Origin of the sequence: Sphingoaurantiacus capsulatus (assembly GCF_042648405.1) — a bacterium.
Classification (GTDB): domain Bacteria; phylum Pseudomonadota; class Alphaproteobacteria; order Sphingomonadales; family Sphingomonadaceae; genus Sphingoaurantiacus; species Sphingoaurantiacus capsulatus.
In genome coordinates, this window is record NZ_JBHRXV010000010.1 from 127,666 (window position 1) to 149,571 (window position 21,906).

27 protein-coding genes and 1 tRNA gene are annotated in these 21,906 nt (G+C 67.9%); 13 read left to right on the top strand and 15 right to left on the bottom strand.

What is annotated here, in order from left to right:
• The first annotated feature begins 39 nt into the window (after nucleotides 1-39).
• From gatC to ACFOMD_RS11265, 8 genes are all read left to right on the top strand, one after another.
• Nucleotides 40-327 carry an Asp-tRNA(Asn)/Glu-tRNA(Gln) amidotransferase subunit GatC gene (gene gatC / locus ACFOMD_RS11230; RefSeq protein WP_380861359.1) on the top strand — a complete coding sequence of 96 codons (288 nt, stop codon included), beginning with the start codon at nucleotides 40-42 and terminating at the stop codon, nucleotides 325-327.
• Nucleotides 328-453: 126 nt separating this feature from the next.
• Nucleotides 454-756, top strand: a complete 303-nt coding sequence (locus ACFOMD_RS11235; protein WP_380861700.1) for a GIY-YIG nuclease family protein — start codon at nucleotides 454-456, stop codon at nucleotides 754-756.
• A gap of 41 nt (nucleotides 757-797) precedes the next feature.
• Complete coding sequence (gatA, locus tag ACFOMD_RS11240) at nucleotides 798-2,279, top strand: Asp-tRNA(Asn)/Glu-tRNA(Gln) amidotransferase subunit GatA (protein WP_380861361.1); 1,482 nt, start codon at nucleotides 798-800, stop codon at nucleotides 2,277-2,279.
• Between the two features lie 11 nt (nucleotides 2,280-2,290).
• Nucleotides 2,291-3,778, top strand: a complete 1,488-nt coding sequence (gatB, locus tag ACFOMD_RS11245; protein WP_380861702.1) for an Asp-tRNA(Asn)/Glu-tRNA(Gln) amidotransferase subunit GatB — start codon at nucleotides 2,291-2,293, stop codon at nucleotides 3,776-3,778.
• A gap of 24 nt (nucleotides 3,779-3,802) precedes the next feature.
• Nucleotides 3,803-4,417, top strand: coding sequence for a pyridoxamine 5'-phosphate oxidase family protein (locus tag ACFOMD_RS11250; RefSeq protein ID WP_380861363.1), 615 nt, complete (start codon nucleotides 3,803-3,805; stop codon nucleotides 4,415-4,417).
• Nucleotides 4,418-4,470: 53 nt separating this feature from the next.
• Nucleotides 4,471-4,547, top strand: a tRNA-Pro gene (locus ACFOMD_RS11255).
• 469 nt (nucleotides 4,548-5,016) lie between these two features.
• Nucleotides 5,017-5,496 carry a DUF4760 domain-containing protein gene (locus ACFOMD_RS11260; protein ID WP_380861365.1) on the top strand — a complete coding sequence of 160 codons (480 nt, stop codon included), beginning with the start codon at nucleotides 5,017-5,019 and terminating at the stop codon, nucleotides 5,494-5,496.
• A 351-nt stretch (nucleotides 5,497-5,847) separates the two neighbouring features.
• Nucleotides 5,848-6,288 carry a hypothetical protein gene (locus ACFOMD_RS11265; RefSeq protein ID WP_380861367.1) on the top strand — a complete coding sequence of 147 codons (441 nt, stop codon included), beginning with the start codon at nucleotides 5,848-5,850 and terminating at the stop codon, nucleotides 6,286-6,288.
• Here the strand turns inward: ACFOMD_RS11265 and ACFOMD_RS11270 are convergent.
• A complete protein-coding gene (locus tag ACFOMD_RS11270; RefSeq protein WP_380861369.1) occupies nucleotides 6,285-7,700 on the bottom strand; it encodes a capsule assembly Wzi family protein in 1,416 nt (471 codons plus the stop codon). The two genes, ACFOMD_RS11265 and ACFOMD_RS11270, sit on opposite strands and share 4 nt — an antisense overlap.
• 122 nt (nucleotides 7,701-7,822) lie before the next feature.
• On the opposite strand from ACFOMD_RS11270, the gene ACFOMD_RS11275 reads away from it, so the two are divergent.
• The gene (locus tag ACFOMD_RS11275; protein WP_380861371.1) at nucleotides 7,823-8,776 is read left to right on the top strand and encodes a YncE family protein; all 954 of its coding nucleotides are present in this window, start codon (nucleotides 7,823-7,825) and stop codon (nucleotides 8,774-8,776) included.
• 81 nt (nucleotides 8,777-8,857) lie between these two features.
• Complete coding sequence (locus tag ACFOMD_RS11280; protein ID WP_380861373.1) at nucleotides 8,858-9,004, top strand: hypothetical protein; 147 nt, start codon at nucleotides 8,858-8,860, stop codon at nucleotides 9,002-9,004.
• On the opposite strand, the gene ACFOMD_RS11285 is transcribed toward ACFOMD_RS11280, so the two are convergent.
• From ACFOMD_RS11285 to argC, 5 genes are read right to left on the bottom strand one after another with little or no spacing between them, the layout of a single operon-like run.
• Nucleotides 9,001-9,423 (bottom strand): GFA family protein, encoded by a 423-nt coding sequence (locus tag ACFOMD_RS11285; RefSeq protein WP_380861375.1) that lies wholly within the window; start codon nucleotides 9,421-9,423, stop codon nucleotides 9,001-9,003. The two genes, ACFOMD_RS11280 and ACFOMD_RS11285, sit on opposite strands and share 4 nt — an antisense overlap.
• Nucleotides 9,420-9,941: a gamma carbonic anhydrase family protein gene (locus ACFOMD_RS11290; RefSeq protein WP_380861377.1), complete on the bottom strand. Its 522-nt coding sequence runs from the start codon at nucleotides 9,939-9,941 to the stop codon at nucleotides 9,420-9,422. The genes ACFOMD_RS11285 and ACFOMD_RS11290 overlap by 4 nt, the downstream gene beginning before the upstream one ends.
• 1 nt (nucleotide 9,942) lies before the next feature.
• Entirely contained in the window at nucleotides 9,943-10,476 is a 534-nt protein-coding gene (locus ACFOMD_RS11295) for a GNAT family N-acetyltransferase (RefSeq protein WP_380861379.1), read from the bottom strand.
• Complete coding sequence (locus ACFOMD_RS11300) at nucleotides 10,473-11,015, bottom strand: DUF1697 domain-containing protein (RefSeq protein ID WP_380861381.1); 543 nt, start codon at nucleotides 11,013-11,015, stop codon at nucleotides 10,473-10,475. Before ACFOMD_RS11300 ends, ACFOMD_RS11295 begins: the two co-directional genes overlap by 4 nt.
• Complete coding sequence (argC, locus tag ACFOMD_RS11305; protein ID WP_380861383.1) at nucleotides 11,012-12,055, bottom strand: N-acetyl-gamma-glutamyl-phosphate reductase; 1,044 nt, start codon at nucleotides 12,053-12,055, stop codon at nucleotides 11,012-11,014. Before argC ends, ACFOMD_RS11300 begins: the two co-directional genes overlap by 4 nt.
• Before the next feature lie 76 nt (nucleotides 12,056-12,131).
• Here argC and ACFOMD_RS11310 point away from each other — a divergent pair, with 76 nt between their 5' ends.
• On the top strand, nucleotides 12,132-12,722 hold the full coding sequence (locus ACFOMD_RS11310) for a hypothetical protein (RefSeq protein WP_380861385.1): 591 nt from the start codon (nucleotides 12,132-12,134) through the stop codon (nucleotides 12,720-12,722).
• Here the strand turns inward: ACFOMD_RS11310 and ACFOMD_RS11315 are convergent.
• The 3 genes from ACFOMD_RS11315 to ACFOMD_RS11325 form a co-directional block, all read right to left on the bottom strand.
• Nucleotides 12,692-13,291: a thioredoxin family protein gene (locus ACFOMD_RS11315; protein WP_380861387.1), complete on the bottom strand. Its 600-nt coding sequence runs from the start codon at nucleotides 13,289-13,291 to the stop codon at nucleotides 12,692-12,694. The two genes, ACFOMD_RS11310 and ACFOMD_RS11315, sit on opposite strands and share 31 nt — an antisense overlap.
• Before the next feature lie 30 nt (nucleotides 13,292-13,321).
• Nucleotides 13,322-15,397 carry a protein-disulfide reductase DsbD family protein gene (locus ACFOMD_RS11320; RefSeq protein WP_380861389.1) on the bottom strand — a complete coding sequence of 692 codons (2,076 nt, stop codon included), beginning with the start codon at nucleotides 15,395-15,397 and terminating at the stop codon, nucleotides 13,322-13,324.
• Nucleotides 15,398-15,477: 80 nt separating this feature from the next.
• Entirely contained in the window at nucleotides 15,478-16,572 is a 1,095-nt protein-coding gene (locus ACFOMD_RS11325; protein ID WP_380861391.1) for a dipeptidase, read from the bottom strand.
• Nucleotides 16,573-16,726: 154 nt separating this feature from the next.
• On the opposite strand from ACFOMD_RS11325, the gene ACFOMD_RS11330 reads away from it, so the two are divergent.
• Together ACFOMD_RS11330 and ACFOMD_RS11335 are read left to right on the top strand one after the other, a co-directional pair.
• Nucleotides 16,727-17,875: a sensor histidine kinase gene (locus tag ACFOMD_RS11330; protein WP_380861393.1), complete on the top strand. Its 1,149-nt coding sequence runs from the start codon at nucleotides 16,727-16,729 to the stop codon at nucleotides 17,873-17,875.
• A gap of 10 nt (nucleotides 17,876-17,885) precedes the next feature.
• Nucleotides 17,886-18,527 carry a response regulator gene (locus ACFOMD_RS11335; RefSeq protein ID WP_380861395.1) on the top strand — a complete coding sequence of 214 codons (642 nt, stop codon included), beginning with the start codon at nucleotides 17,886-17,888 and terminating at the stop codon, nucleotides 18,525-18,527.
• Nucleotides 18,528-18,590: 63 nt separating this feature from the next.
• Here ACFOMD_RS11335 and rpsI read toward each other — a convergent pair whose 3' ends face one another.
• From rpsI to ACFOMD_RS11365, 6 genes are all read right to left on the bottom strand, one after another.
• A complete protein-coding gene (gene rpsI, locus ACFOMD_RS11340) occupies nucleotides 18,591-19,106 on the bottom strand; it encodes a 30S ribosomal protein S9 (protein ID WP_380861397.1) in 516 nt (171 codons plus the stop codon).
• A complete protein-coding gene (rplM, locus tag ACFOMD_RS11345; protein ID WP_380861399.1) occupies nucleotides 19,106-19,573 on the bottom strand; it encodes a 50S ribosomal protein L13 in 468 nt (155 codons plus the stop codon). The genes rpsI and rplM overlap by 1 nt, the downstream gene beginning before the upstream one ends.
• 112 nt (nucleotides 19,574-19,685) lie before the next feature.
• The gene (locus ACFOMD_RS11350; protein WP_380861401.1) at nucleotides 19,686-20,723 is read right to left on the bottom strand and encodes a COX15/CtaA family protein; all 1,038 of its coding nucleotides are present in this window, start codon (nucleotides 20,721-20,723) and stop codon (nucleotides 19,686-19,688) included.
• 76 nt (nucleotides 20,724-20,799) lie between these two features.
• Complete coding sequence (locus ACFOMD_RS11355) at nucleotides 20,800-21,147, bottom strand: hypothetical protein (protein ID WP_380861403.1); 348 nt, start codon at nucleotides 21,145-21,147, stop codon at nucleotides 20,800-20,802.
• Nucleotides 21,148-21,204: 57 nt separating this feature from the next.
• Nucleotides 21,205-21,525: a hypothetical protein gene (locus tag ACFOMD_RS11360; protein WP_380861405.1), complete on the bottom strand. Its 321-nt coding sequence runs from the start codon at nucleotides 21,523-21,525 to the stop codon at nucleotides 21,205-21,207.
• Between the two features lie 104 nt (nucleotides 21,526-21,629).
• A complete protein-coding gene (locus tag ACFOMD_RS11365) occupies nucleotides 21,630-21,902 on the bottom strand; it encodes a hypothetical protein (RefSeq protein ID WP_380861407.1) in 273 nt (90 codons plus the stop codon).
• Nucleotides 21,903-21,906 lie beyond the last annotated feature (4 nt).

Genomic DNA, 21,906 nt, shown 5'->3' on the forward strand with positions numbered 1-21,906 from the left:
GCATGCTAATCGCCCGGCCTTCCAACTCGGGGAAATCGAATGTCGGTCGACGCCGCCACCGTCAAACGGATCGCGCATCTGGCGCGCATCAAGCTTCAGGATCATGAGGTCGCGCCGCTGGAGCGCGAGCTGAACGGGATTCTCAGCTGGATCGAGCAACTGGGCGAGGTGAACACCGACGGGGTCGAGCCGATGACCGCCGTCATCCCCAACAATCTGCGCTGGCGCGAGGATGTCGTCACCGATGGCGGCTATCCCGACAAGGTGCTGGCCAACGCGCCGCAGGGCGAGTTCGGCTTCTTCGCCGTGCCGAAGGTGATCGAATAACGCACCATCGTCATCCCCGCGAAGGCGGGGACCCAGCCCGATTGAAAGGCGCCAGCGAGAGCTGGCATGTTCTTTTCGGGTGGACTGGGTCCCCGCCTTCGCGGGGATGACGATTGGGGGTGCTGGATGGCGAGGAATTACGGCGGGTACGTTTATATCCTCGCGAGCGAACGCAACGGCACGCTCTACATCGGTGTCACCAACGACCTGGCCCGGCGAGTCGGCGAGCATCGCGAAGGGTTGGTCGAAGGGTTCACGCGGCGATATGCGGTGAAGCGGCTCGTTTACATCGAGAGCTTCGAGCGGATAGAGGACGCCATCGCGCGCGAGAAGGCGATGAAGAAGTGGAAGCGGCTCTGGAAGCTCGATCTCATCGAGCGACAAAATCCGGACTGGGTCGACTTGTTCGAACGGGACTTTGTGGTTTGATGGACTGGGTCCCCGCCTTCGCGGGGATGACGATCAGGTAGATGATGACGAGCAACCTCACCGATTTCACGCTGGCGCAGATGCGCGACGGGCTGCGCGCCAGGTCCTTCTCCGCGAAGGAGCTGGCGACCGCGCATATCGAGGCCGTCGAGGCGGCACGGCCGCTCAACGCGTTTCTCGTCGAGACGCCCGAGCATGCACTGAAGGCGGCCGACGCCGCCGACGCGGCGCTGACGAAGGGCGAGGCGAAGCCGCTGTCGGGCATCCCGCTCGGCATCAAGGATCTGTTCTGCACCGAGGGCGTGCAGACGACCGCGGCGTCGAAGATCCTTGAAGGTTTCGTGCCCCAGTATGAGAGCACGATCACCGCGAAGCTGTTCGGCGACGGCGCCGGAATGCTCGGCAAGCTGAACCTCGACCAGTTCGCGATGGGATCGTCGAACGAGACCAGCGCCTATGGCAACGTGATCTCGCCGTGGCGCGGCGCGGGCGATGCGCAGCTCGTCCCCGGCGGCTCGTCGGGCGGTTCGTCGTCGGCGGTCGCGGCGCGGCTGTGCGCCGGCGCGACCGGCACCGACACCGGCGGCTCGATCCGCCAGCCCGCGGCCTTCACGGGCATCGCCGGCATCAAGCCGACCTACGGGCGCTGCTCGCGCTGGGGCACCGTCGCCTTCGCCTCGTCGCTCGACCAGGCGGGACCGATGGCGCGCGACGTGCGCGACTGCGCGATCCTGCTGAAGTCGATGTGCGGCTTCGACCCGAAGGACTCGACCTCGCTCGACGTGGCGGTCCCCGATTTCGAAGCGGCACTGTCGGGCGACCTGCGCGGCAAGAAGGTCGGCATCCCGAAGGAATATCGGCTCGACGGCATGCCGGAGGAGATCGAGGCGCTGTGGCAGCAGGGCATCGGCTGGTTGCGCGAGGCGGGTGCCGAGATCGTCGACGTGTCGCTGCCGCACACCCATTACGCGCTGCCGACCTATTATATCGTGGCGCCGGCGGAAGCCTCATCGAACCTCGCGCGCTATGACGGCGTCCGCTACGGCCTGCGCGAAACCCCGCAGGGCGGTTCGCTCGCCGAGATGTACGAGGCGACGCGCGCCGCCGGCTTCGGCCCGGAGGTGAAGCGCCGCATCATGATCGGCACCTATGTGCTGTCGGCGGGCTATTATGACGCCTATTACATCAAGGCGCAGAAGGTGCGCGCGCTGATCGCCCGCGACTTCGACGAGGCCTGGGCGAAGTGCGACGTGCTGCTGGCGCCGACCGCGCCGTCAGCGGCGTTCGCCTTCGGGTCGAAATCGGACGATCCGATCGCGATGTATCTGAACGACGTCTTCACCGTGCCGTCGTCGCTCGCGGGGCTACCGGCGATGTCGGTGCCGGCGGGCGTCGATGTGGACGGCCTGCCGCTCGGGCTGCAGCTGATCGGCAAGTCGCTCGACGAGCAGGGCGTGCTGAACGCCGGCTATGCGATCGAGAAGGCGGCGAACTTCACGGCCAGGCCGGCGCGGTGGTGGTAGAGATGGCTGACATGACTCCGTTCCGCATCAAGGGCGACACCGGCGAGTGGGAGGTCGTTCTCGGCCTCGAGGTCCATGCCCAGGTCGTCTCCAACGCCAAGCTGTTCTCGGGCGCCTCCACCGAATTCGGTGCCGAGCCCAATTCGCAGGTGAGCTTCGTCGATGCGGCGATGCCCGGCATGCTGCCCGTCATCAACGGCGAGTGCGTCCGCCAAGCGGTGCGCACCGGTCTCGCGCTCGGCGCGCAGATCAACCGCTGGTCGCGCTTTGACCGCAAAAACTACTTCTACGCCGATCTGCCGCAGGGATATCAGATCAGCCAGTTCCAGTACCCGATCGTCGGCGAGGGCGAGCTGGTGGTCGAGCTGGAGGACGGCGGCACGCAGACCGTCGGTATCGAGCGCATCCACATCGAGCAGGATGCGGGCAAGTCGATGCACGACCAGAGCCCGTCGAAGAGCCACGTCGACCTCAACCGGTCGGGCGTGGCGCTGATGGAGATCGTGTCGAAGCCCGACATGCGCTCGCCGGAAGAAGCCGGCGCCTATGTGCGCAAGCTGCGCTCGATCCTCCGCTACGTCGGCTCGTGCGACGGCAACATGGAGGAAGGCTCCATGCGCGCCGACGTGAACGTCTCGGTGCGCAAGCCCGGCGACCCGCTCGGCACGCGCTGCGAGATCAAGAACGTCAATTCGGTGCGCTTCGTCATGGCGGCGATCGAATATGAGGCGCGGCGCCAGATCGAGGTGATCGAGGGCGGCGGCACGATCACGCAGGAGACGCGGTTGTTCGACCCCGACAAGGGCGAGACGCGGTCGATGCGGTCGAAGGAAGAGGCGCACGACTATCGCTACTTCCCCGATCCCGATCTGCTGCCGCTCGAACTGACCGAGGCGTTCGTCGCCGAGTGCGAGGCGAGCCTCCCCGAGCTGCCCGACGCCAAGCGCACACGCTACGAGAGCGACCTCGGCATCACGCCGTACAACGCCGGCGTGCTGACGACGGAGAAGGAAACCGCCGATTATTTCGAGGCGCTGCTCGCCGAGAGCGCCAAGCGGCAGGGCAAGCCCGAGAGCGAGGTCGCGCGTGCGGCGTCGAACTGGGTGATCTCCGACCTGTTCGCCGCGCTTAAGAGCGGCGACCGCGCGATGGCGTCGAGCCCGATCTCGGCGGCGCAGGGCGCCGAGCTGCTGGCGCTGATCGCCGACGGCACCTTGTCGGGCCGCCTCGCCAAGGACGTGTTCGCGATCATGCTGGAGACCGGCCAGGACGCGGGCGTCATCGTCGAGGAGCGCGGGCTGAAGCAGGTCAGCGACACCGGCGCCATCGAGACGGCGATCACCGAGCTGCTGGCCGCGAACGCCGACAAGGTCGCCGAGTACCGATCGGGCAAGGACAAGCTGTTCGGTTTCTTCGTCGGCCAGATGATGCGCGCGACGGGCGGCAAGGCCAATCCGGCGGTGGTCAACGACTTGCTGAAAAAGGCGCTGGAAGGCTGATGATCGGCGCGCGATGATGCGTCCATGACCATCATCGCGACGATCGACGAGCTCGAGGCGATCTATTCGGCAAAGCCGGTGGCGGCCTCGACGGTGAAGGAGGTCGCGCGGATCACGCCCGACTATGCCCGGCTGATCAAGGCGTCGCCGTTCGTAGCACTGGCGACCAGCGGCCCCGAAGGGCTCGACTGCAGCCCGCGCGGCGACAAGCCGGGCTTCGTGCGCATCCTTGATGAACGCACGCTGGCGATGCCCGACCGGCGCGGTAACAACCGCATCGACAGCTTGCGCAACATCGTCCGCGACCCGCGCGTGGCGCTGCTGTTCCTCATCCCCGGATCGGGCACGACCTTCCGCGTCAACGGCCGCGCAACCCTGTCGGCGGACGCGGAGCTGCTGGCGAGCTTTGCGGTCGAGGACCATGCGCCGCGCACCGTGATCCTGATCGAGGTCGAGACCGCCTATTTCCAGTGCGCCCGCGCCATCGTGCGATCGGAGCTGTGGAATCCGGCGCGGCATGTCGATCCGAAGTCGCTGCCGACACCGGGGCAGATCCTCGCGGCGCTGACCGCCGGCGAGGTCGGCGGCGAGGGGTATGACCGCGAATGGCCCGGCCGCGCCGCCGCCACGATGTGGTGAGCGCGTCCCCGCTTGCGCTCCGCAGGCAAGCCGCCTAAACGCACCCGCTAGGTCGGGGCGTAGCGCAGCCTGGTAGCGCATCAGACTGGGGGTCTGGGGGTCGCAGGTTCGAATCCTGTCGCCCCGACCAGCTTTTCCGGAAATCTCCAGTTTCTTAACAGCGGGACACGCTTGAAATCGCGAATGAAGTTATCTTCACTCGCTTGAGATACGTTCGAAGCGTAGCAAACCTACTTATCACGCGCTTAAGGCGGTTATGCCTTGGCAAGGCTGGCCAACCGTCGGATCGACACCGGCGCGTCAGTCGCACGATCGGTTGGCGGAAGGGTGGGCTTTAAAGACCGTCTTTACCAATGCGGAGACATACCTTCGTATGCGGCGAATTACCAGCATTGCGTGGGGCAAATCCCACTGCCATATTCTGGTCAAGCTCGTTGCGTAACAAATGTTCCGTGGAACTTCGGAACTTCGGAACCGTAGACAGCAATCGGGGGATAGGAGTTGACCATGCGTAAAGAAGGCTGGGGCGGAGTTTAAACCTGACCGCCATTGTCCAATTTTGGATCACCTACGGCTCCGTTTTCGCGAACGGGGCCGTAGTGCTATCTGCGGTCGCGGCGTTCATACTTATTAAGTCCAGCAAGCGGACCGCGCTTCGTAAGGCGACACTTGATCTAATCCTTCGCGCTGAGAGTGATAACGACTATCTTGGCGCTCGGCGTGCATTTCGCGAGATGATTAATGCCGGCGAGGATTTCGGCGCTCTAGGACGGCAGAAGGCTCCAGACGCCGATAAAAGCGGCGCCCTGCGAATTTTGCTCAATTTCAATGAACTAATCGCGATTTCGATTCGAGAGGGCGCAATCGACGTTCGCGTCTATCGGCGCTGGCTAAACGCTGCATACATCAAAGACTATGACCTTCTGCGCAGTTTCATTACGAACCTGCGAAACAAGGAAGGGAATCAGCGCATCTACTGTGAGTTCGCCCAAATGGCAGAGCAGTGGCGCAACGACCCGTGGCCGAAGCCGCCGGGGTTCTTCAAGCGCGTAATGATACAGCTAGGTCGCATCGATTGACTTGGTCAGATGCAGATCGCCCCGACCAGCTTTACCAAACATCTCCAGTGAACCACGCGGCGGGCAGTGTCCCGCCGCGGGTTCGCCTGTGCGCGCAAAAAATATGGGGCCCCGAACCGGAGGGTTCGCGGCCCCAGATAGGAGGCGGGACAAGGCGAAGGGGGTGCCTGCAGCCATCCGTCGGGGGTCTCCGGGGATGTAGGCCGCAAGCGAAGAAACGCGATGCCCGAACCGACTAGGCACCTTCCTCCGGGGGCCAGCAATACCGTAGGTTACCGGTGCGACAGGCGTCCGGCGGCGCGTAACACTACGGTACCGGATCATCCGGCAGCGGCAGTGCGTTCAGCGGTCATGTCGAAGATCATTCCCGGCGCCGTGGCGCTCATGGCCCTCGTGGCGGCCCCCGCCGCCGCACAGATCGTGCTCGGCAACAGCGTCACGGTGATCGATCGGGTCAGCGGCCAGCCGAAGCCGGCGACGCAGGCCTTCCGCGGCGACGGCGTCGTCTATGTGCTGACCTATCGCAACACCAGCGACCAGCGGATCATCAACTACACGATCAACCATGGCGTCGCGCCGACCGCCGAGTTCATCGGCGAGGAGACCGGCGCGCCGCTCTATTCCACCGACGGCACCAATTTCGCGCCGCTCGAACAGCTCGTCGCGCGCAACCGCGACGGCAGCACCCGCGCCGCGGTGCGCGGCGACGTCAAGCATATGCGCTGGAAGATTCCCGGCATCATCGAGCCGGGGGCGGCCGGCGAGGTGCGTTACAAGGCGCGGCTGCGCTAGCGGGCGAGGGTGAAGGACAGCTCTACGGCGGCGCCCGGCACCAGCGGTCTCGCTCCTGCGTCGCGGTCGGCGAGGCGACCTTCCAGCCGCAGGCGCCCGGTCGCGGCGGGGAGTTCGACGCCAGCTGTCAGCAAGTGGAATTCGGCAGGCACCAAGGTGATCGGGTTGCGCGCGGTCCCACTGCGGTTGAGTTCGACCTTGCGCCAGGTCGCGTAGACCCGGCGATCGTCGGCGTCGGTGTAGCTGCCGGCGAGCGCCCACATGCGGCCGTCACCGTCGAGGCTGCTGCCGAGCGACCGTCCGCGATAGCGGTAGCCGTCGGTGTAGATGCTGTGGTTGTAGAAGGAGCCGGGGTAGCGCTTGCCGCCGCCGAACAATTTGGTGGCGAGCGTATCGGCGGCCTCGCCGTGCAGGCTCCAGCTGGCGCCATCCTCGCCCGCCGGCCCGGTCAGCGCGAAGCCGGCGACGCGGCCGAATTGCTCGACGATGACGTTGTTCTCATCTTCGCCCTCGATCTCGGCGTAGACCTGCGCGGCGACCGGGCCGATCATCGTGCGGTAGCTGACGTCGCCGCCCGCCAACTGGTTGCCGGGCTCGTTGGGCGTCCCGCTGTTGTCGCGGTCGCCGAAGGCGATGATCGCATCCGCCAGCATGTTGAGGTCGCACGGCCGGTTCTGCCCGCAGAGCTGCAGCGCGCGGTTGAGCCCGATCTCGAGCCCCGGCGCCGGCGCGAAGGCGGCGCGCATCGCGACCAGCGCGGTGTTCTTGTAGTCGCGACGGTCGCCGGTCAGCAGCCCGGCGAACACCTCGACGCTGACCGGGCCGAGGGCGCGAAGGACGGGCAGGTCGATCGGCGCTGGCGCGGTGCGGCGGAAGCCGATCTGCGGGGTCGGGCGGGCGTTGGTCGACAGCAGCAGCGCATTCTCGCGCCCTGGCCCCCACCAATGGTCGACGAAGCCGCCGTAGATGGCCCAGCCCCCGTAATCGAGCGTCAGCAGGGTGGGTTCGAGGTGCGCCTTGCCGTCGCGCATCCCGGCGCCGAAGCGCAGGTTGATGCGGCCGAAGTCCTTGCTGGCCGAGGCGGCGATGTCGCCTTCGCCGCGCGCGGTGGTGCCGAAACCGCGGATCAGCGCGGGCTCGCTGGTCACATAAGAGGTGAGGCGCGGGCCGTCGGCGGCGCAGGCGGCGGCGATGCGGCGCGCGGCATCGGCCAGCGCGGCATCGACCTCGCCGATCTTGCAGAGCTGCGCGGCCGGCAATGGCCAAGCGTTGATCGGCCCGCGGATCGCGCCGGCGGCGGCGAGGCGGTCGACGTCCTGGCGCAATTGCTCCGACCCGGCCTCGACCCAGGGGGCAGCCGAAGTGGGCGCGGCGGTGAACAGCAGGGCGGCGAGCAGGGGGGCGGGGCGCATCGAATCCCGCCTAAGAAGTAAATGCCGATAAGTCTAGTTATAACTATACAAGATGAGGCGTGACGTGGCGTTTGAAAGCTGGTGCTATGCGATCCACCTCAGAATCACCGAAAGGCCCCCTCATGCGCCTGCTCGCGCTCGCCCTTGCGCTTTCCACCGCCCTGCCGGCCAGCGCCGCCACCCTGCTGATCGGCAACAAGGCGGAGAACACGGTCAGCTTCATCGACCTGGCGACAGGCAAGGAGCGCGCGCGGCTGCCGACCGGGCCGATGCCGCACGAGATCGCGATCTCGCCCGATGGCAACACCGCGGCGGTGGTCGCTTATGGCGCCAAGCAGATCGACTTCTACGACGTGGCGGCGGCGAAGCATCTGAAGGCGATCGACCTCGGCACCAATTTGCGCCCGCACGGCATCGCCTGGCTGAAGAGCGGCGGCATCGTCGCGACCACCGAGGGCAGCTCGACCCTGAGCCTCGTCGATCCGGTGAGCGGCAAGGTCGACAGCATCGCCACCGGGGCGAAGGGGTCGCACATGGTGACCGTCACCGCCGACGAGAGCCGGGCGTTCGTCACCAACCTCGGCTCGCGCAACATCTCGGCGCTCGACCTGGTAAAGCGCACCAAGATCAGCGATCTGTCGGCCGGCGAGGAGCCGGAAGGCCTGTCGCTGACGCCCGACGGCAAGGAACTATGGGTCGCCAACCGCGCCGAGGATACGGTGATGGTGTTCGACGCGAAGACCCTGGCGAAACTTGCTACGGTCAAGGTCGGCGACATGCCGATCCGCCTGCAGGTCAGCCCCGACGGCAAGACCGCCGTTACCTCCAACTTCTTCGACGGCACGCTAACCCTGATCGACGTCGCCAGCCGCAAGGTGACGCGGACGGTGCCGGTCAGCGGCGGCAAGGACGCGGCGCAGGTGACGATCATGTTCGCGAGCGACGGCCAGCGCATTTATGTCGCCGAGACCGGCAAGTCGCAGGTTGCCGAGGTCGAGCTTTCGACGGGGAAGGTACTGCGCCATCTGCCGGCGGGTCAGGGCGCCGACGGCTTAGGCTATTCGCCGATCGGCTAGTTTCGCCCGCGCAACGACGGTCGGCTTGTGGTGTCAAAAGGTGTATGATCCCGCCCTCGACACTGCACAGGGAGAGAGGTCATGCTGACCCGCAAGCCCAAGTCGACTGACGGACATCGCGAACCGCATCTGCCACACGAGGACCGCTCGACGCAGGTCATCGGCGTGGCCTTCACCGTGGGCGTGGCGGCCGCGGCGATTGCCGGAACGTTGGCGCTGTTCGCTTAATCGGCGACGCGCGGCCCGCTGCTGGCCTCGACGAAACGGTCGATGGCCGGCGGCTCGATCCAGTCATGCCGGTGCGCTTCCCAAACCGAGCGCAGCGGGGTTCCGAACTGCGGGTCGGCGAAGCTGCCGGTGCCGATGCCCGCGCCGTCGGGATGGAAGTCGGTCGTCCAGAACACCGTCGACCCGCAGGTGCCGCAGAAATGATTGGTCAGGCGCCCGCCCGAGGTACCGCGCCGCTCCCAGTTGCGGAACTCGCCGTCGATGACGAGCTGCGCCATCTTGAAATAGGCGCCGACGCCGAACGGCGAGCCGGTGCGGCGCTGGCAGGCGGTGCAATGGCACATCGACACGCCGTAGGGCTCGCCGGTGGCGGTGACCTGAAGCTGGCCGCAGGCGCAGGAGGCGGTGCGCGTCGTCATCCCCCGACACCCAGCTTGTGCAGCCGCGCATTCTCGACATAGCCGGCGCAGCCAGCGCGGTTGCGCTCGATCTCTTCCGGCTTGAGGTCGCGGATGTGGACGGCCGGGCGGCCGGTCCAGAGCTGACCGCGGCCGATGCGCTTGCCGGGGGTGAGCAGGGCGCCGGCGGCGAGCATGCCGTCGGTCTCGATCACGCAGGCGTCCATGACGATCGAGCCGAGGCCGACGAAGGCATGATCCTCCATCGTGCAGCCATGGACCATCGCCAGATGGCCGATCAGGCAACCGTTGCCGATGTAGGTGCCGTGGGTGTGGCTGGTGACATGGACGATTGTGCCGTCCTGGATGTTGGTGCGCTCGCCGACGACGATCTCCTGCACGTCGCCGCGCAGCACGCAATTGTACCAGATGCTCGATCCCGCCCCGAGCGTAACGCGGCCGATCACCTGCGCGCCGGGGGCGATGAAGGCATCGTCGGCGACGGTCGGCGTGATGCCGTTGAAGCTGTGCACGGGCATGTCAGCGTGGCCGATCGATCGCGTAGGTGATGTGCGGCTTCAGCGGGTCGCCGTCGGGGACCGATGGATGGTCGAAGTCGCCATCGGCGAGGCGGTGCATGCCCAGCCGCTCCATCAGCCCCCACGAGCGGACGTTGCCCGGCGTGGTGATGGCGATAACGCGCTTGTAGCTGGTGTTCGCTAACGCCCAGCCGAGCGAGGCCTCCGCAGCCTCGCGTGCATAGCCGCCACCCCAGGCGTCACGGCGCAGGCGCCAGCCGGTTTCCAGCTCGCCCGCGAGGTGCGGCGCGGCGGCTTCGGCTTTCAACCCGCAGAAGCCGAGGAACATGCCGTCCGCCTTCCGCTCCAGCGCCCAGAAGCAGAAGCCGTGCTTCGCCTGATGCGCCATCAGCCGGTCGACGGCCGCGTCGACCTCGGCGCGCGACATCAGCGGGCCGAGGGTGGCCATCACCTCGGGGTCCTGCCCCATCTCGGCGAAGGGCGCGCGGTCGCTGTCCTGCCACGGGCGGACCAGCAGGCGCTCGGTCTCGATCATTCGTCCTCCAGCAGGGCGGCGACCGCCAGCACGGTGTTCCAGTTGCGCGCGGTGAGCGGCGAGCCGGCGGCCTTGTCGAGCACGGCGGGGCTCAGCTTCGAATTGCCGACGCTCTCGCCGAAGTCGATCCACAGCTCGCCATGCTTGATCGCGACCCGCTCATGCGCCAGCGCCTTTGCCTCGATCTTCTCGACGGCGTCGGCGGCGGGCGGCTTTATCGTCAAACAGAGGTGGAGCAGCTTCGGCCGTTCGGTCTCCATGACCGGGAAGGGGCTGCCCGAGGCATATTTCTTCCACTCGGCAGCGGTGCGCACGGCGACGGGCACGTCGAGCTTGAACTGGTCGTGGATCAGCTTTTCCAGCTTCGCGCACACCTCCGCTGCCGGCTTCGGAGAAGACAAGACGACATTGCCGCTCTGGATATAGGTTTTCACGCCCTCGAACCCTGCGTCGGTCAGGGCGGCGCGCAGCTCGGCCATCGGCAGCTTGCGCGTCGCGCCGACGTTGATGCCGCGGATCAGCGCGACATACTGCGTCACGGGAAAAGCGGCGCGGCCTCGAGCCCCATCGTCTCGGGCAGGCCGAACATCAGGTTCATGTTCTGGATCGCCTGGCCCGACGATCCCTTCACGAGGTTGTCGATGGCGACGATCACCAGCGCGCGGCCGGGTACCCGGTCGGCAAAGACGTTGAGCACGACATGGTTCGACCCGCGCACCATCCGCGTTGCCGGGGCGACACCTTCGGGCAGCAGGTGGACGAACGGCTCACCGGCATAGCGCGCGTCGAAGGCGGCGCGCAGGTCGGCGGCAGTGCGGTCGTCGGCGAGGTCGACGACGATCGTCGCCAGCTCGCCGCGGTTCATCGGGACCAGATGCGGGGTGAAGCTGATGATCACCTCGCGGCCGGCGCGTGAGCTGAGCTCTTGCTCCATCTCGGGCATGTGGCGGTGCTTGCCGATGCCATAGGGATGCACGGCTTCCGCAACCTCGGGGAAGAGATTGGCTTCCTTGACGCTGCGGCCGGCGCCGGACACGCCCGACAGCGCGTTGATGGTGATGCGGTCGGGCGAGATCAGCCCGCGCTCGACCAGCGGCAACAGCGCCAGCAGCGCGGCGGTCGGGTAGCAGCCTGGGCAGGCGGCAATGCGCGCCGTGGGCAGCGTGTCGCGCGCGAATTCGGTCAGGCCATAGACCGCCTCCGGCAGAAGCTGCGGCGCCGGGTGGGCGTTGCCGTACCAGTCGGCGTAAGTCGCGGCGTCCTTCAGCCGGAAGTCGGCGGACAGGTCGACAATCTTCGGCCCCTCGATCTGGCTGAGCAGCTCGGCCGACGCGGCGTGCGGCAGGCAGCCGAACACCACGTCGATGCCGGTAAAGTCGATCTCGTCGGCCTTGCACAGCTTCGGCAGCGACGGATAGGCGGCGAAGTGCGGCCACACCTGCGCCATCGTCTGCCCCGCCTTGGCGTTCGCCGACAGCGCCGCGATCTCAATACGCGGATGCGTCAGCGCGAGACGGACGAGATCGGCCCCGGTGTAGCCCGAGGCGCCCAGAACGGCGATGCGAAGCGGCGTGGTCATGGCCGCCGCTTAGGACATGACGCGCTTGCGCGCCAGTATTTCGCGGCGCTAGCCTCTGTGGCGGGGGAGGATCGGCATGGTCGATACGAAGAAGATCGTCGCCATCGGCGGGCTCGGGGGCCTCATCGCCATCGCGCTCGGGATGCTGGTGCACGGCACCGGCGCCGAGGGCTGGTCGGCGGCGACGAGCTGGACGGCGCGCTGGGCATTGATCCCGTTCGCGCTGGTGTTCGCGACGCCGGGCCTGCTGCCGCGGGCGAGCGGCTGGTTTCGCGAGTTGCTGCGCAATCGCCGGGGGCTGGGGCTGTCGTTCGCGCTGGCGCATTTCATCCACGCCGGCGCGATCGTCACCCTTTTTGCGGTGACGGGCGGAAGCCCGAAGCTGCTGACGCTCCTCGGCGGCGGGCTCGCCTATCTGTTCATCCTCGCGATGGCGCTGACCTCGACCAACGCGGCGCAGCGCGCGATGGGGCGGTGGTGGAAGCACCTCCATCGCTGGGGGCTCTGGTATGTCTTCCTGATCTTCGCGCAGTCCTACGGGGGCAGGCTGGCCCGGATGGGCGAGCATGCCCCCGAAGGTGCGTTCGGCCTGACGGTGCTGCTGCTGGCGCTCGCCTTGCGGCTCGCGCCGAAGCGTCAGCCGGCGTACTTGACCGAGCAGCCGTAGGGCTTCGACGACGACACCGCGACGGCGCGCTTCGCCTTCATGTCGGCGAGGGCGGCGGTGACGTAGTTCTTCGCGCCCTTGATGTCGGCGACGTCGGCGGTCGGCTTGTCGTCGATGCCGCCCTGGTAGACGAGCTTGCCGGCGGGATCGACGATGTACATGTGCGGCGTCGTCTTCGCGGCGTAGGCGCGGCCGACCGCACCGCTGCCGTCGAGCAGGTAAGCGGCAGGTGCGGCGCCCTTCGCCTTGACGATCGCGTTGGCGCCGGCGCCATCGACCTGGCCTTGCTTGCCGGGCGCGCCCGAGTTGACGGTCAGCCACACGACGCCGTCCTTCGCGGCCGACTTCTGCAGCGCCTGCATGTTGCCGGCATAATGCTTCTTCACGAACGGACATTCGGCGTTGGTCCATTCGAGGACGACGGTCTTGCCCTTGAATTCCGACAGGCTGCGCGCCTTGCCGTTGCTGTCGGTAACCTTGAAGGCCGGGGCGGCCTGGCCGACCACCGGGTTGGCGACCGCCGGGGCGGCGAGGGCGATGGCGGCGGTGAGCGTGAGCATCTTGAGCATGTCTGGTTCCTTCGTTGGGGGGCTGAAGAACTAGGCAACAAGTCCGGTTAGACGGTCGACGGTCAGGATTTGCGGAAGCTCTTCGACCGTGCCGTCGGGGCGGTAGAAGAGGTACAGGGGAATGCCGTTGCGACCGCGGCTTTCGAGGAAGGCGGCGATCACCGGGTCGGCGTTGGTCCAGTCGCCGACCAGCGTGGTGACGCCCGCCTTGTCGAAGGCGGCGGCGACATCGCTGCTGCCGAGCGCACCGCGCTCGTTGACCTTGCAGGTGATGCACCAATCGGCGGTGAAATAGACGAAGGTCGGCTTGCGCTCGGCGGTGAGCGACGCGAGCTTTTCGGGCGAGAAGGTTTCAGCGGCGAGGACGGCGTCGCTCGCCGCCTCGGCGCGCGTAGCCGTGACTGGGTTGACCAGCAGCACGGCGAACAGCGCGGCGGCAGCGAGGCCGAGCGGCGCGAAGTTGCGGCCCTCGCTACCCTGCCGGCGACCGAGCCACCACAGGGCGAGCCCGAGCAGCAGCGCGGCGGCAAGGCCCAAGGTCATGCCCTCAACCCCCGCCTGCCGGCCGAGCACCCAGGCAAGGCCCACGGCGGTCATGAACATCGGGATCGAGAGGATGCGGCGGAACTTGTCCATCCACGCGCCGGGCTTCGGCAGGCGGCGGCGCAGCGCGGGGACGAAGCCGAGCAGCAGGAAGGGCAGCGCGAGCCCGAAGCCGAGACCGGCGAACACCGCGAGCCCGACGGCGGGCGGCAGCGCGATGGCGGCGCCGAGCGCGACGCCCATGAACGGGCCGGTGCAGGGCGTGGCGACGAAGGCGGCGAGCACGCCAGTCCAGAAGGCGCCGCCGGCGCCGCCCTTCTCGGCAAGCTTCGCGCCCGCGCCGCGGCCCGCGACATCGATCTCGTAAAGGCCGGCGAGGTTGAGGCCGATCGCGACCATCAGCAGGAACAGGAAGGCGATGACGCGCGGGTCCTGCAACTGGAACGCCCAGCCGACGCTGGCACCGGCGGCGCGCAGCGCCAGGATGAGCCCGCCGAGCGCGAGGCAGGTCAGCACGACGCCGGCGGTGTAGGCGAGCCCTTCGCGCCGCGCTTCGGCCTCCGAGGTCCCGCTGCGCGCGAGGCTCAGCGCCTTCAGGCTGAGGATCGGGAACACGCAGGGCATGATGTTGAGGAGCAGGCCGCCAGCGACCGCGGCGAGGAGGGCGAGGGCGGCGGTCTGGAAGGTGTTGCCTTCGCTGCTGCCCGGCGCCGCTGCCGCCGCGATCGGGGCGGTGCTGGCAGGCACATCGCCGAGCTTCGCGACGATCTCGAACGACAGCGGCTGGTCATAGCCTTCGACGTCGAGCTTGAGGATGCCGGGCACTTCCTTGAGCTCGCGTGCGGCTTCCGCCGTGGTTTCGAGACGCAGCTTGTCGCCGGCGAGGCTGAAGCTCTGCGGCGCGGCGTAACCGATCGCGCCTTCGACGGCGGGGAAGAAGTGGCCGCCGGTAACCTTGGCAGCCTGCGCGAACGGTACGGCGAGCTGGAAGCGGTCGCCTTCGAACCTGAAAGTGACCGGCCAGTCGACGGCCTTGGGCAGCGCGGCGCGGGCGTCGGCGAAGCGCTTGTCCTGCGCCGGGTCGGCGGCGCCGTCGCCGGCGGTGAGGTCGAGCTTGAGGGTCGCGCCCTCGGGCACGCACAGCTCGTCGTCGCAGACCAGCCAGTCGAGCTTCACCGTGACCGGCACCGGCGCCCCCGGCGCAAGGCCGGCGGGCAGCGCGATCTCGGCGAGCAGCACGTTCTCGTGCGAGTAGACATGGTTCATCAGCCCGGCGACGACGAAGGTCTCGGGCGTCGGGTAGCGGAGTTCGCTGGCGGTGGCGCCCGGGGGGAGCGTCCACACCGCGCGAGTCGGCGCCCCGGCGTCGCCGGGGTTGACCCAATAGGTGTGCCACTCGGCGATCGGTTTCATCACCAGCCCGACGGTCAGCTTGCCGCCGGGGGCGGGGCGGGCGCTTTCGGCGACCAGCTCCACGCTGGTGTGCTCCAGCTTGGCGGAGGATTGCGCGGCTGCCGCGACGGGCAACAGGAGCAGGGCGAGAGCAGCGAACCAGCGGATCATGGCGATGGTTATAGCCGCCGGCCGCGGCCGCTCAAATGCGTCGCGTCGTCCGGTCGAGACAGGATGGCGATGGGCTGTCATCACGCGCCCCAGGCTTCGCGGTAGACGCGCAGGAAATTGCCGCCGAACAGCTTCTCCAGCCGGGTGACCGACCAGCCGCGCCGGGCGAGCGCGGCGGCGAGGCGCTGGAAGCGGTCGACGCTGTTGTAGTCGGCGACGATCGGGAAGACGTCGGGGCCTTCGCCCGGAGCGGCGATACCTCGGCGCATGCGCTCCAGCGCCCATTCGCGGTTCGACTTGCGCGTCGCCTCGGTGATGACCGGCGGCAGCTGGCCGTTGTCGGTACCGATGCCGACATGATCCTCGCCCGCGACCTTGGCGACATGCTCGATGTGCCGGATGAGGTCGGCGCCGGTCGGCTGGCTGTCGAGTGTGAGGAACGGCATGAAATAGACGCCGACGACGCCGCCCTTCGCCGCGACGGCGCGGATCGTCTCGTCGGACGTGTTGCGCGGATGGTCGGTGAGCGCGCGGGCGGCGGTGTGGCTGATCACCAGCGGCCGTTTGGCGTGCGCCGTACCTTCGGCCATCGTGCGCGCGCCGCCGTGGCTGAGATCGAGCAGCAGCTTCTCCGCCTCGATCCGCTCGATGGTGGCGCGCCCCAATTTCGACAGGCCGGCGTTGTCGGGCTCGAGCGCGCCGTCGCCGGCGAGGTTGCGGTTGTTGTAGGTGAGCTGGACGGTCATCACGCCGTCCGCCTTCAACTGCGCGAGCCGGTCGAGCTCGGGCCCGACCATCACGCTGTCCTGCGTGCCGAGCAGCACCGCGAACCGGCCGTCGCGCTTGGCGCTGAGGATGTCGGCGGTGGTGCGCACCAGCCGCAGCCGGTCGGGGTTGGCGGCAAGTTCATCCTTATGCTCGGCGATCTTCTTCAGATACTCGCCCCAAGGATCGGCGATATTGCCGACCGGAAAGACGCTGTCGCGGATCATGGTGATGCCGGTGGCTCGCGTTTCCAACCACGCCCGGTCGCTCAGCCGGCGCGTGCCACCGGGGCTATAGGGATCTTTCACGCTGCCCAGCGCGTCGATGATGATGGCGCGGTCGTACCAGGCCGGATCACCTTTCGCCAAACCGGGCCGCGCCATCGCGGCCGCCGCGGCTCCCAAGATCATCGTCCGTCGGTCCACGCGCATGTCGCCCTTCCAAAAGCGGTCGGCAGCACGATAGCCCGGTCTTTCCGAATTCCCTAAGTGCCGGAGGTCGCTCGGCCGAACCGTGACTTTCGGCCTATGGCGGGGGTTCCCCGGCTATGGCAGCATCGCCCGCATGGCTCGGCAGATCACAAATCACCGTCACTGGTTCTTCTGCGTCGGCGCGCTGGCGCTGTGGCTCGCGCAGGGCTGGCCGGTTCTCGAAGCGCTCGCAAACGGCGGGAAAATCCGCGGGGTGCCAGTGCCTGACCTTTGGCTGGTCCCCTTCCTGATATTCGGCGCGACCGTCCTCGCCGCGATGACGTTGAGGTTGCGCGCGAGCTTCCAGTGGGCGCTGTTGTCGATCGAACTTGCCGCTGTCCTGGCGATGGCGGCGATCGTTCAGTGGGCCGGCATGTCGGCCTTTCTCGCGATCATCGCGTGGCAGGCGGCGCTGGTTACCTCGCCGGGCAAGGCGATCGGCTGGGCGGTGTTTCAGACGTTGGCGCTGATCGGCGCGCTGGCGCTGACGGCCAATCCCGACCTGTGCTGGGTGATCACCAAATCGTTCGCGCTGCAACTGCTCCTCGTCTTCACCGCACAGGCGGTGCAGCGCGAGGCGGAGTCGGCGCGCGCGCTGGCCGAGACCAACCGCCAGTTGCGGGCCGCGCAGGCGATCATCGCCAACACGGTGCGCGATGCCGAGCGGCTGCGCATCTCGCGCGAGCTTCACGATGCCTGGGGCCACGAGCTGACCGCACTCGGGCTGCAGCTCGAAATCGCCAGCCATGTCGTCGAGCCGGGGCGGGGCAACGATCATGTCGTACAGGCCAAGGGCCTGGCCCGTTCGCTCCTCGCCAAGGTCCGCGACGTGGTTTCGACGCTTCGCGATACCGAGCACAGCGACCTGAGGGATGCGCTGGACGCGCTCGCCCACAGCGTTCCAAGCCCGGCGGTGCATGTCGAGATGGCGTCCGGCGTGCAGGTCGGCCCCGAGCAGGCGCACGCGCTCATCCGCTGCGCGCAGGAGGCGGTGACCAACGCCGTCCGCCATTCCAGCGCCGCGAACCTGTGGCTTCAGGTCACCGCGGACCGCGACGGCGTGCGCCTGGTCGCGCACAACGACGGCACCGCGCGGCGCGCAGCGGCGGCACCCGGCAATGGCTTGGTCGGCATGCGCGAGCGCATCGAGACCTTGGGCGGGCGGTTGGCGGTGCGGATGGAGGCCGGCATCGGCTTCACTGTCGACGCCTGGCTGCCGTCGAGCACGCCCCGCACCGCATGATTCTGGCCGCATGATCCGCGTCGTCCTCGTCGACGACCAGACGCTGGTGCGCCGGGGAATAGGCGGCTTGCTCGAACTGGTGCCCGACATCGAGGTCGTTGGTGAGGCGAGCGACGGCGAGGAAGCGCTCGCCGTGGTGCCGGTGCTGAAGCCCGACGTGCTGCTGCTCGATGTCCGCATGCCGCGGATGAGCGGCATCGCCGTACTCGACGCGCTGCGGTCGGCAAACGCACTGCCGCCCACATTGGTGCTGACCACCTTCGACGATGGCGACGCGGCGATCGCCGCGATCAAGGCCGGGGCGAAGGGACTAATGCTGAAGGATGTGTCGCTCGACGATCTAGCGGGCGCGATCCGCGCGCTGGCGAGCGGGCAGACGGCGTTTCAGCCGGCGATGACCGACAGCCTGATGGCGGCGCTGCAGCGGACGCCGGCGTCAGCGGACAGCTACGTCAGCGAGCCGCTGACCGGGCGCGAGAAGGAAGTGCTACACCTGATCTGCGCCGGCTACAGCAACAAGGAGATCGCCGACCTGCTGTCGCTCGCGGAAGGGACGGTGAAGAATCATGTCTCCAACCTGCTGTTGAAGCTCGACGCCCGCGACCGGACGCGGGCGGCGTTGAAGGCGCTTCAACAGGGCCATTTGAGCTAAGGCGCAAAGAAGAAGGGCCAGGGATCGCTCCCCGGCCCTTTGATCTGGCGAATGCCTGTCCGCTTAGCGCTTCGAGAACTGGAAGCTGCGACGCGCCTTGGCGCGGCCGTACTTCTTACGCTCGACGACGCGCGGGTCGCGGGTCAGGAAGCCGGCCTGCTTGACGACGGTGCGAAGCGTCGGCTCGTAGCGGGTCAGCGCCTGGGCGATGCCGTGCTTCACCGCACCGGCCTGGCCCGAGAGGCCGCCGCCCGAAACGGTGGCGATCACGTCGTACTGGCCAACGCGGCCGGCGATGTCGAACGGCTGGTTGATGACGAGACGCAGCGTCGGGCGCGCGAAATACACCGTCTGGTCACGACCGTTGACGATGATCTGGCCGGTGCCCGGCTTCACCCACACGCGGGCGACAGCGTCCTTGCGCTTGCCGGTGGCATAGGCCCGGCCCTGCGCGTCGATCTGCTGCTCGCGGAGCGGCGCGGTCGAAACCGGCGCGCCGGCGTCGACGTTGCCCGGGTTCGCCACAACGGCGCCCTGCAGGTCGGCGAGGTCGCTCAGCGACTGGCGATTGTCTTCCATTACGCGCCCACCTTGTTCTTGCGGTTCATGGCAGCGACGTCGAGAACCTCGGGGTTCTGCGCCGTGTGCGGATGCTCGGTGCCCTTGAAGATGCGCAGGTTGCGCATCTGCTGACGGCCGAGCGGGCCGCGCGGGACCATGCGCTCGACAGCCTTCTCGAGCACGCGCTCGGGGAAGCGGCCGTCCAGCACCTTGTCGGCGCGGACTTCCTTGATGCCGCCCGGGTAGCCGGTGTGGCGATAATACACTTTCTGCGTCAGCTTGCGGCCGGTGAAGCGCACCTTGTCCGCGTTGATGACGATGATGTTGTCACCGCAATCGACGTGGGGGGTGTAGATGGCCTTGTGCTTGCCACGCAGACGGTTGGCGATGATTGAGGCCAGACGACCGACGACGAGACCCTCGGCGTCGATCAGCAGCCACTTCTTCTCAACCTCGGCGGGCTTCGCCGATACGGTCGTTTTCATGGTATCCTCATCGGAAACTAAAAACCGGCGGGCGAGGCCACACCGGAACGCGGCGTCATATGAAGCTGGAGCGCCGCCGGGTCAAGGAAAACCGCGCTTTTGGACGGTGGTATTATAATACCACCGGTTTGCGCGTCGCCCAATGCGCGGCCCAGATTGTCGCAGCCAATAGCACCGCCGCGCCCGCCTGATGCGCGACACCGAGCACGATGTTGACGCCCGACAGCAAGGTGGCGACGCCGAGGGCGAACTGCAGCAGCACCGCGCCGCCGAGCGCCAGCGCGCGGCTGCCGGCGCCGGCCTTCCACAGCTTGCCCGCGACGTGCAGCGCGAACAGCGCGACGACGATGGCGAGGCTGCGGTGGATGAATTGTGTCACCACGGGGTCGTTGATCAAATTGGCGAGCGCCTCGCGCACCGCTTCGGCGACATGCGGCGGCATGACATGGTCGCCCATCAGCGGCCAGGTGTTGAAAGCATAGCCGCCGTTGAGCCCGGCGACGAACGCGCCCCAGACGATCTGCACGAACAGCAAGGGCAGGAACCAGCGCACCCAGCCTGACGGCCGCGGCGCGGCAGGCGGGGCGGGATCGCGGAGATCGAGCGCGGTCCAGATCAGTCCCGCGAAGATCAGAAGGGCGAGGGTAAGGTGCGTCGCCAGCCGGTCGTGCGCCACATCCGGGCGGTCGATCAGGCCGGAGGCGACCATCCACCAGCCGACGAAGCCCTGCAGCCCGCCGAGGATGAGCAGCCCGGTCAGCCGTGGGCCGTAGCCGGACGGGATCGCGCGGCGGACGGCGAACCACAGCAGCGGCAGCGCGAAGGCGACGCCGATCAGGCGGCCGAGCAGCCGGTGCAGATATTCCCAGAAGAAGATCGACTTGAATTCGCCGAGGCTCATGCCCCGGTTGACCTTCTGATATTCGGGATAGGCCTTGTAGGCCTCGAACTCGGCCTGCCACTGCGCGTCGTTCAAGGGCGGGACGACGCCGCTGATCGGCTCCCAGCGCACCATCGACAGGCCGGATTCGGTGAGGCGGGTGATGCCGCCGATCACCACCATGAGAAAGACGAGGCCCGCGACGGCGAGCAGCCAGGCGGAAATGGCGCGTGGGCGCGCATTCGGGGCGGGGTGGGCGAGCGTGGCCATGGCGCCCGCCTATGCCAGAGCCGCGCCGCCTGCGCCAATCGGGCAGGCAGTCGCGGCTCCGGCCAGGATTTGACGACTAGGCGCCCGGCGGCGGGGGCGTGGTGCTGTCCGGGATATTCGGGTCGCCGGTCGGCTCCATGGTCGGCGGCGGCATCGTGCTGTCGACCGGTGTGCCGCCGGTGGGCGAGGTCGGCGCCCCCGACGAGCCGCTGGTGCCGGTCGAATTCGGCGCGGCGGCCCCGCTGCCCGCGTCGCCGGGCGTGCCGCCGGTGTCACCCATCATGTTGCCGGCGCCCGTCGTATCGGTCGCGAGGCCCGGATCGGTGTCGGTTGTGTCGGTGGTGGTGTCGGCTTCGTTGCCATTGCCGCAAGCGGCGAGGCCAAGCGTCGCTGCGATGGCGATCATCGGAATGGAAAGGCGCATGATGCTCACTCCATATGGTTTTTGTTGTTAGACGGGCGACCTACAGACCGCTCGAGCTTAATTGCCCGGCGGCGGGGCGGCCGGCGCGGTCGGGTCGCTGGTCGTCGTCGGCTCCATCGGCGGCGGCGCCGTCGTGCTGTCGACTGGTGTGCCGGTGGCCGGTGTAACCGGCGCAACGGGCGCGTCGGTGGTCATGGCGCCGGGATCGCCGGTCATCGTGCCGGTGTCGGTGGCCATCGCGTCGGTGGCGGGATCAGGGGCGAGGCCCGGATCGGTCGCCGTCGTTTCTGCGGTGCTGGTGTCGGCTTCGCCGCCGCCACCGCAGGCGGTGAGACCGAGCGTGGCCGCGACAGCGATCATGGGAATGGCAAGGCGCATGGACCTGACTCCTTCATTGTTCTTTTGCGGAACAATGGGGAACTGGTGGTCGAAGCGCCGGTTCCGGCCGGTTCGACGAACGCCGCTTATGCTGCGATGCGCCGCTATTCGGTGGCGGGTTCGGCCTCGGCTTCTTCAGCCGGCGCTTCAGGCGGCTGCGTCGGCGCGGGGCGGCGCGTGACGGGCGCGTCCATCGAACCGGCCTCGCGCGCGGCGGCCTCGACATCGGCCGCCGCATGACGGGTGGCGGCGGCGACATCGCCGCCGAAGCCGGTGTCTTCGGTGACGGCAGCGGCTTCGGCCGGCGCGGCCTGCTCGGCATCGTCGCCGCAGGCGGCGAGCGTCAGCAAGGCGACGAGGGCGAGGGTGCGGATCATCTGC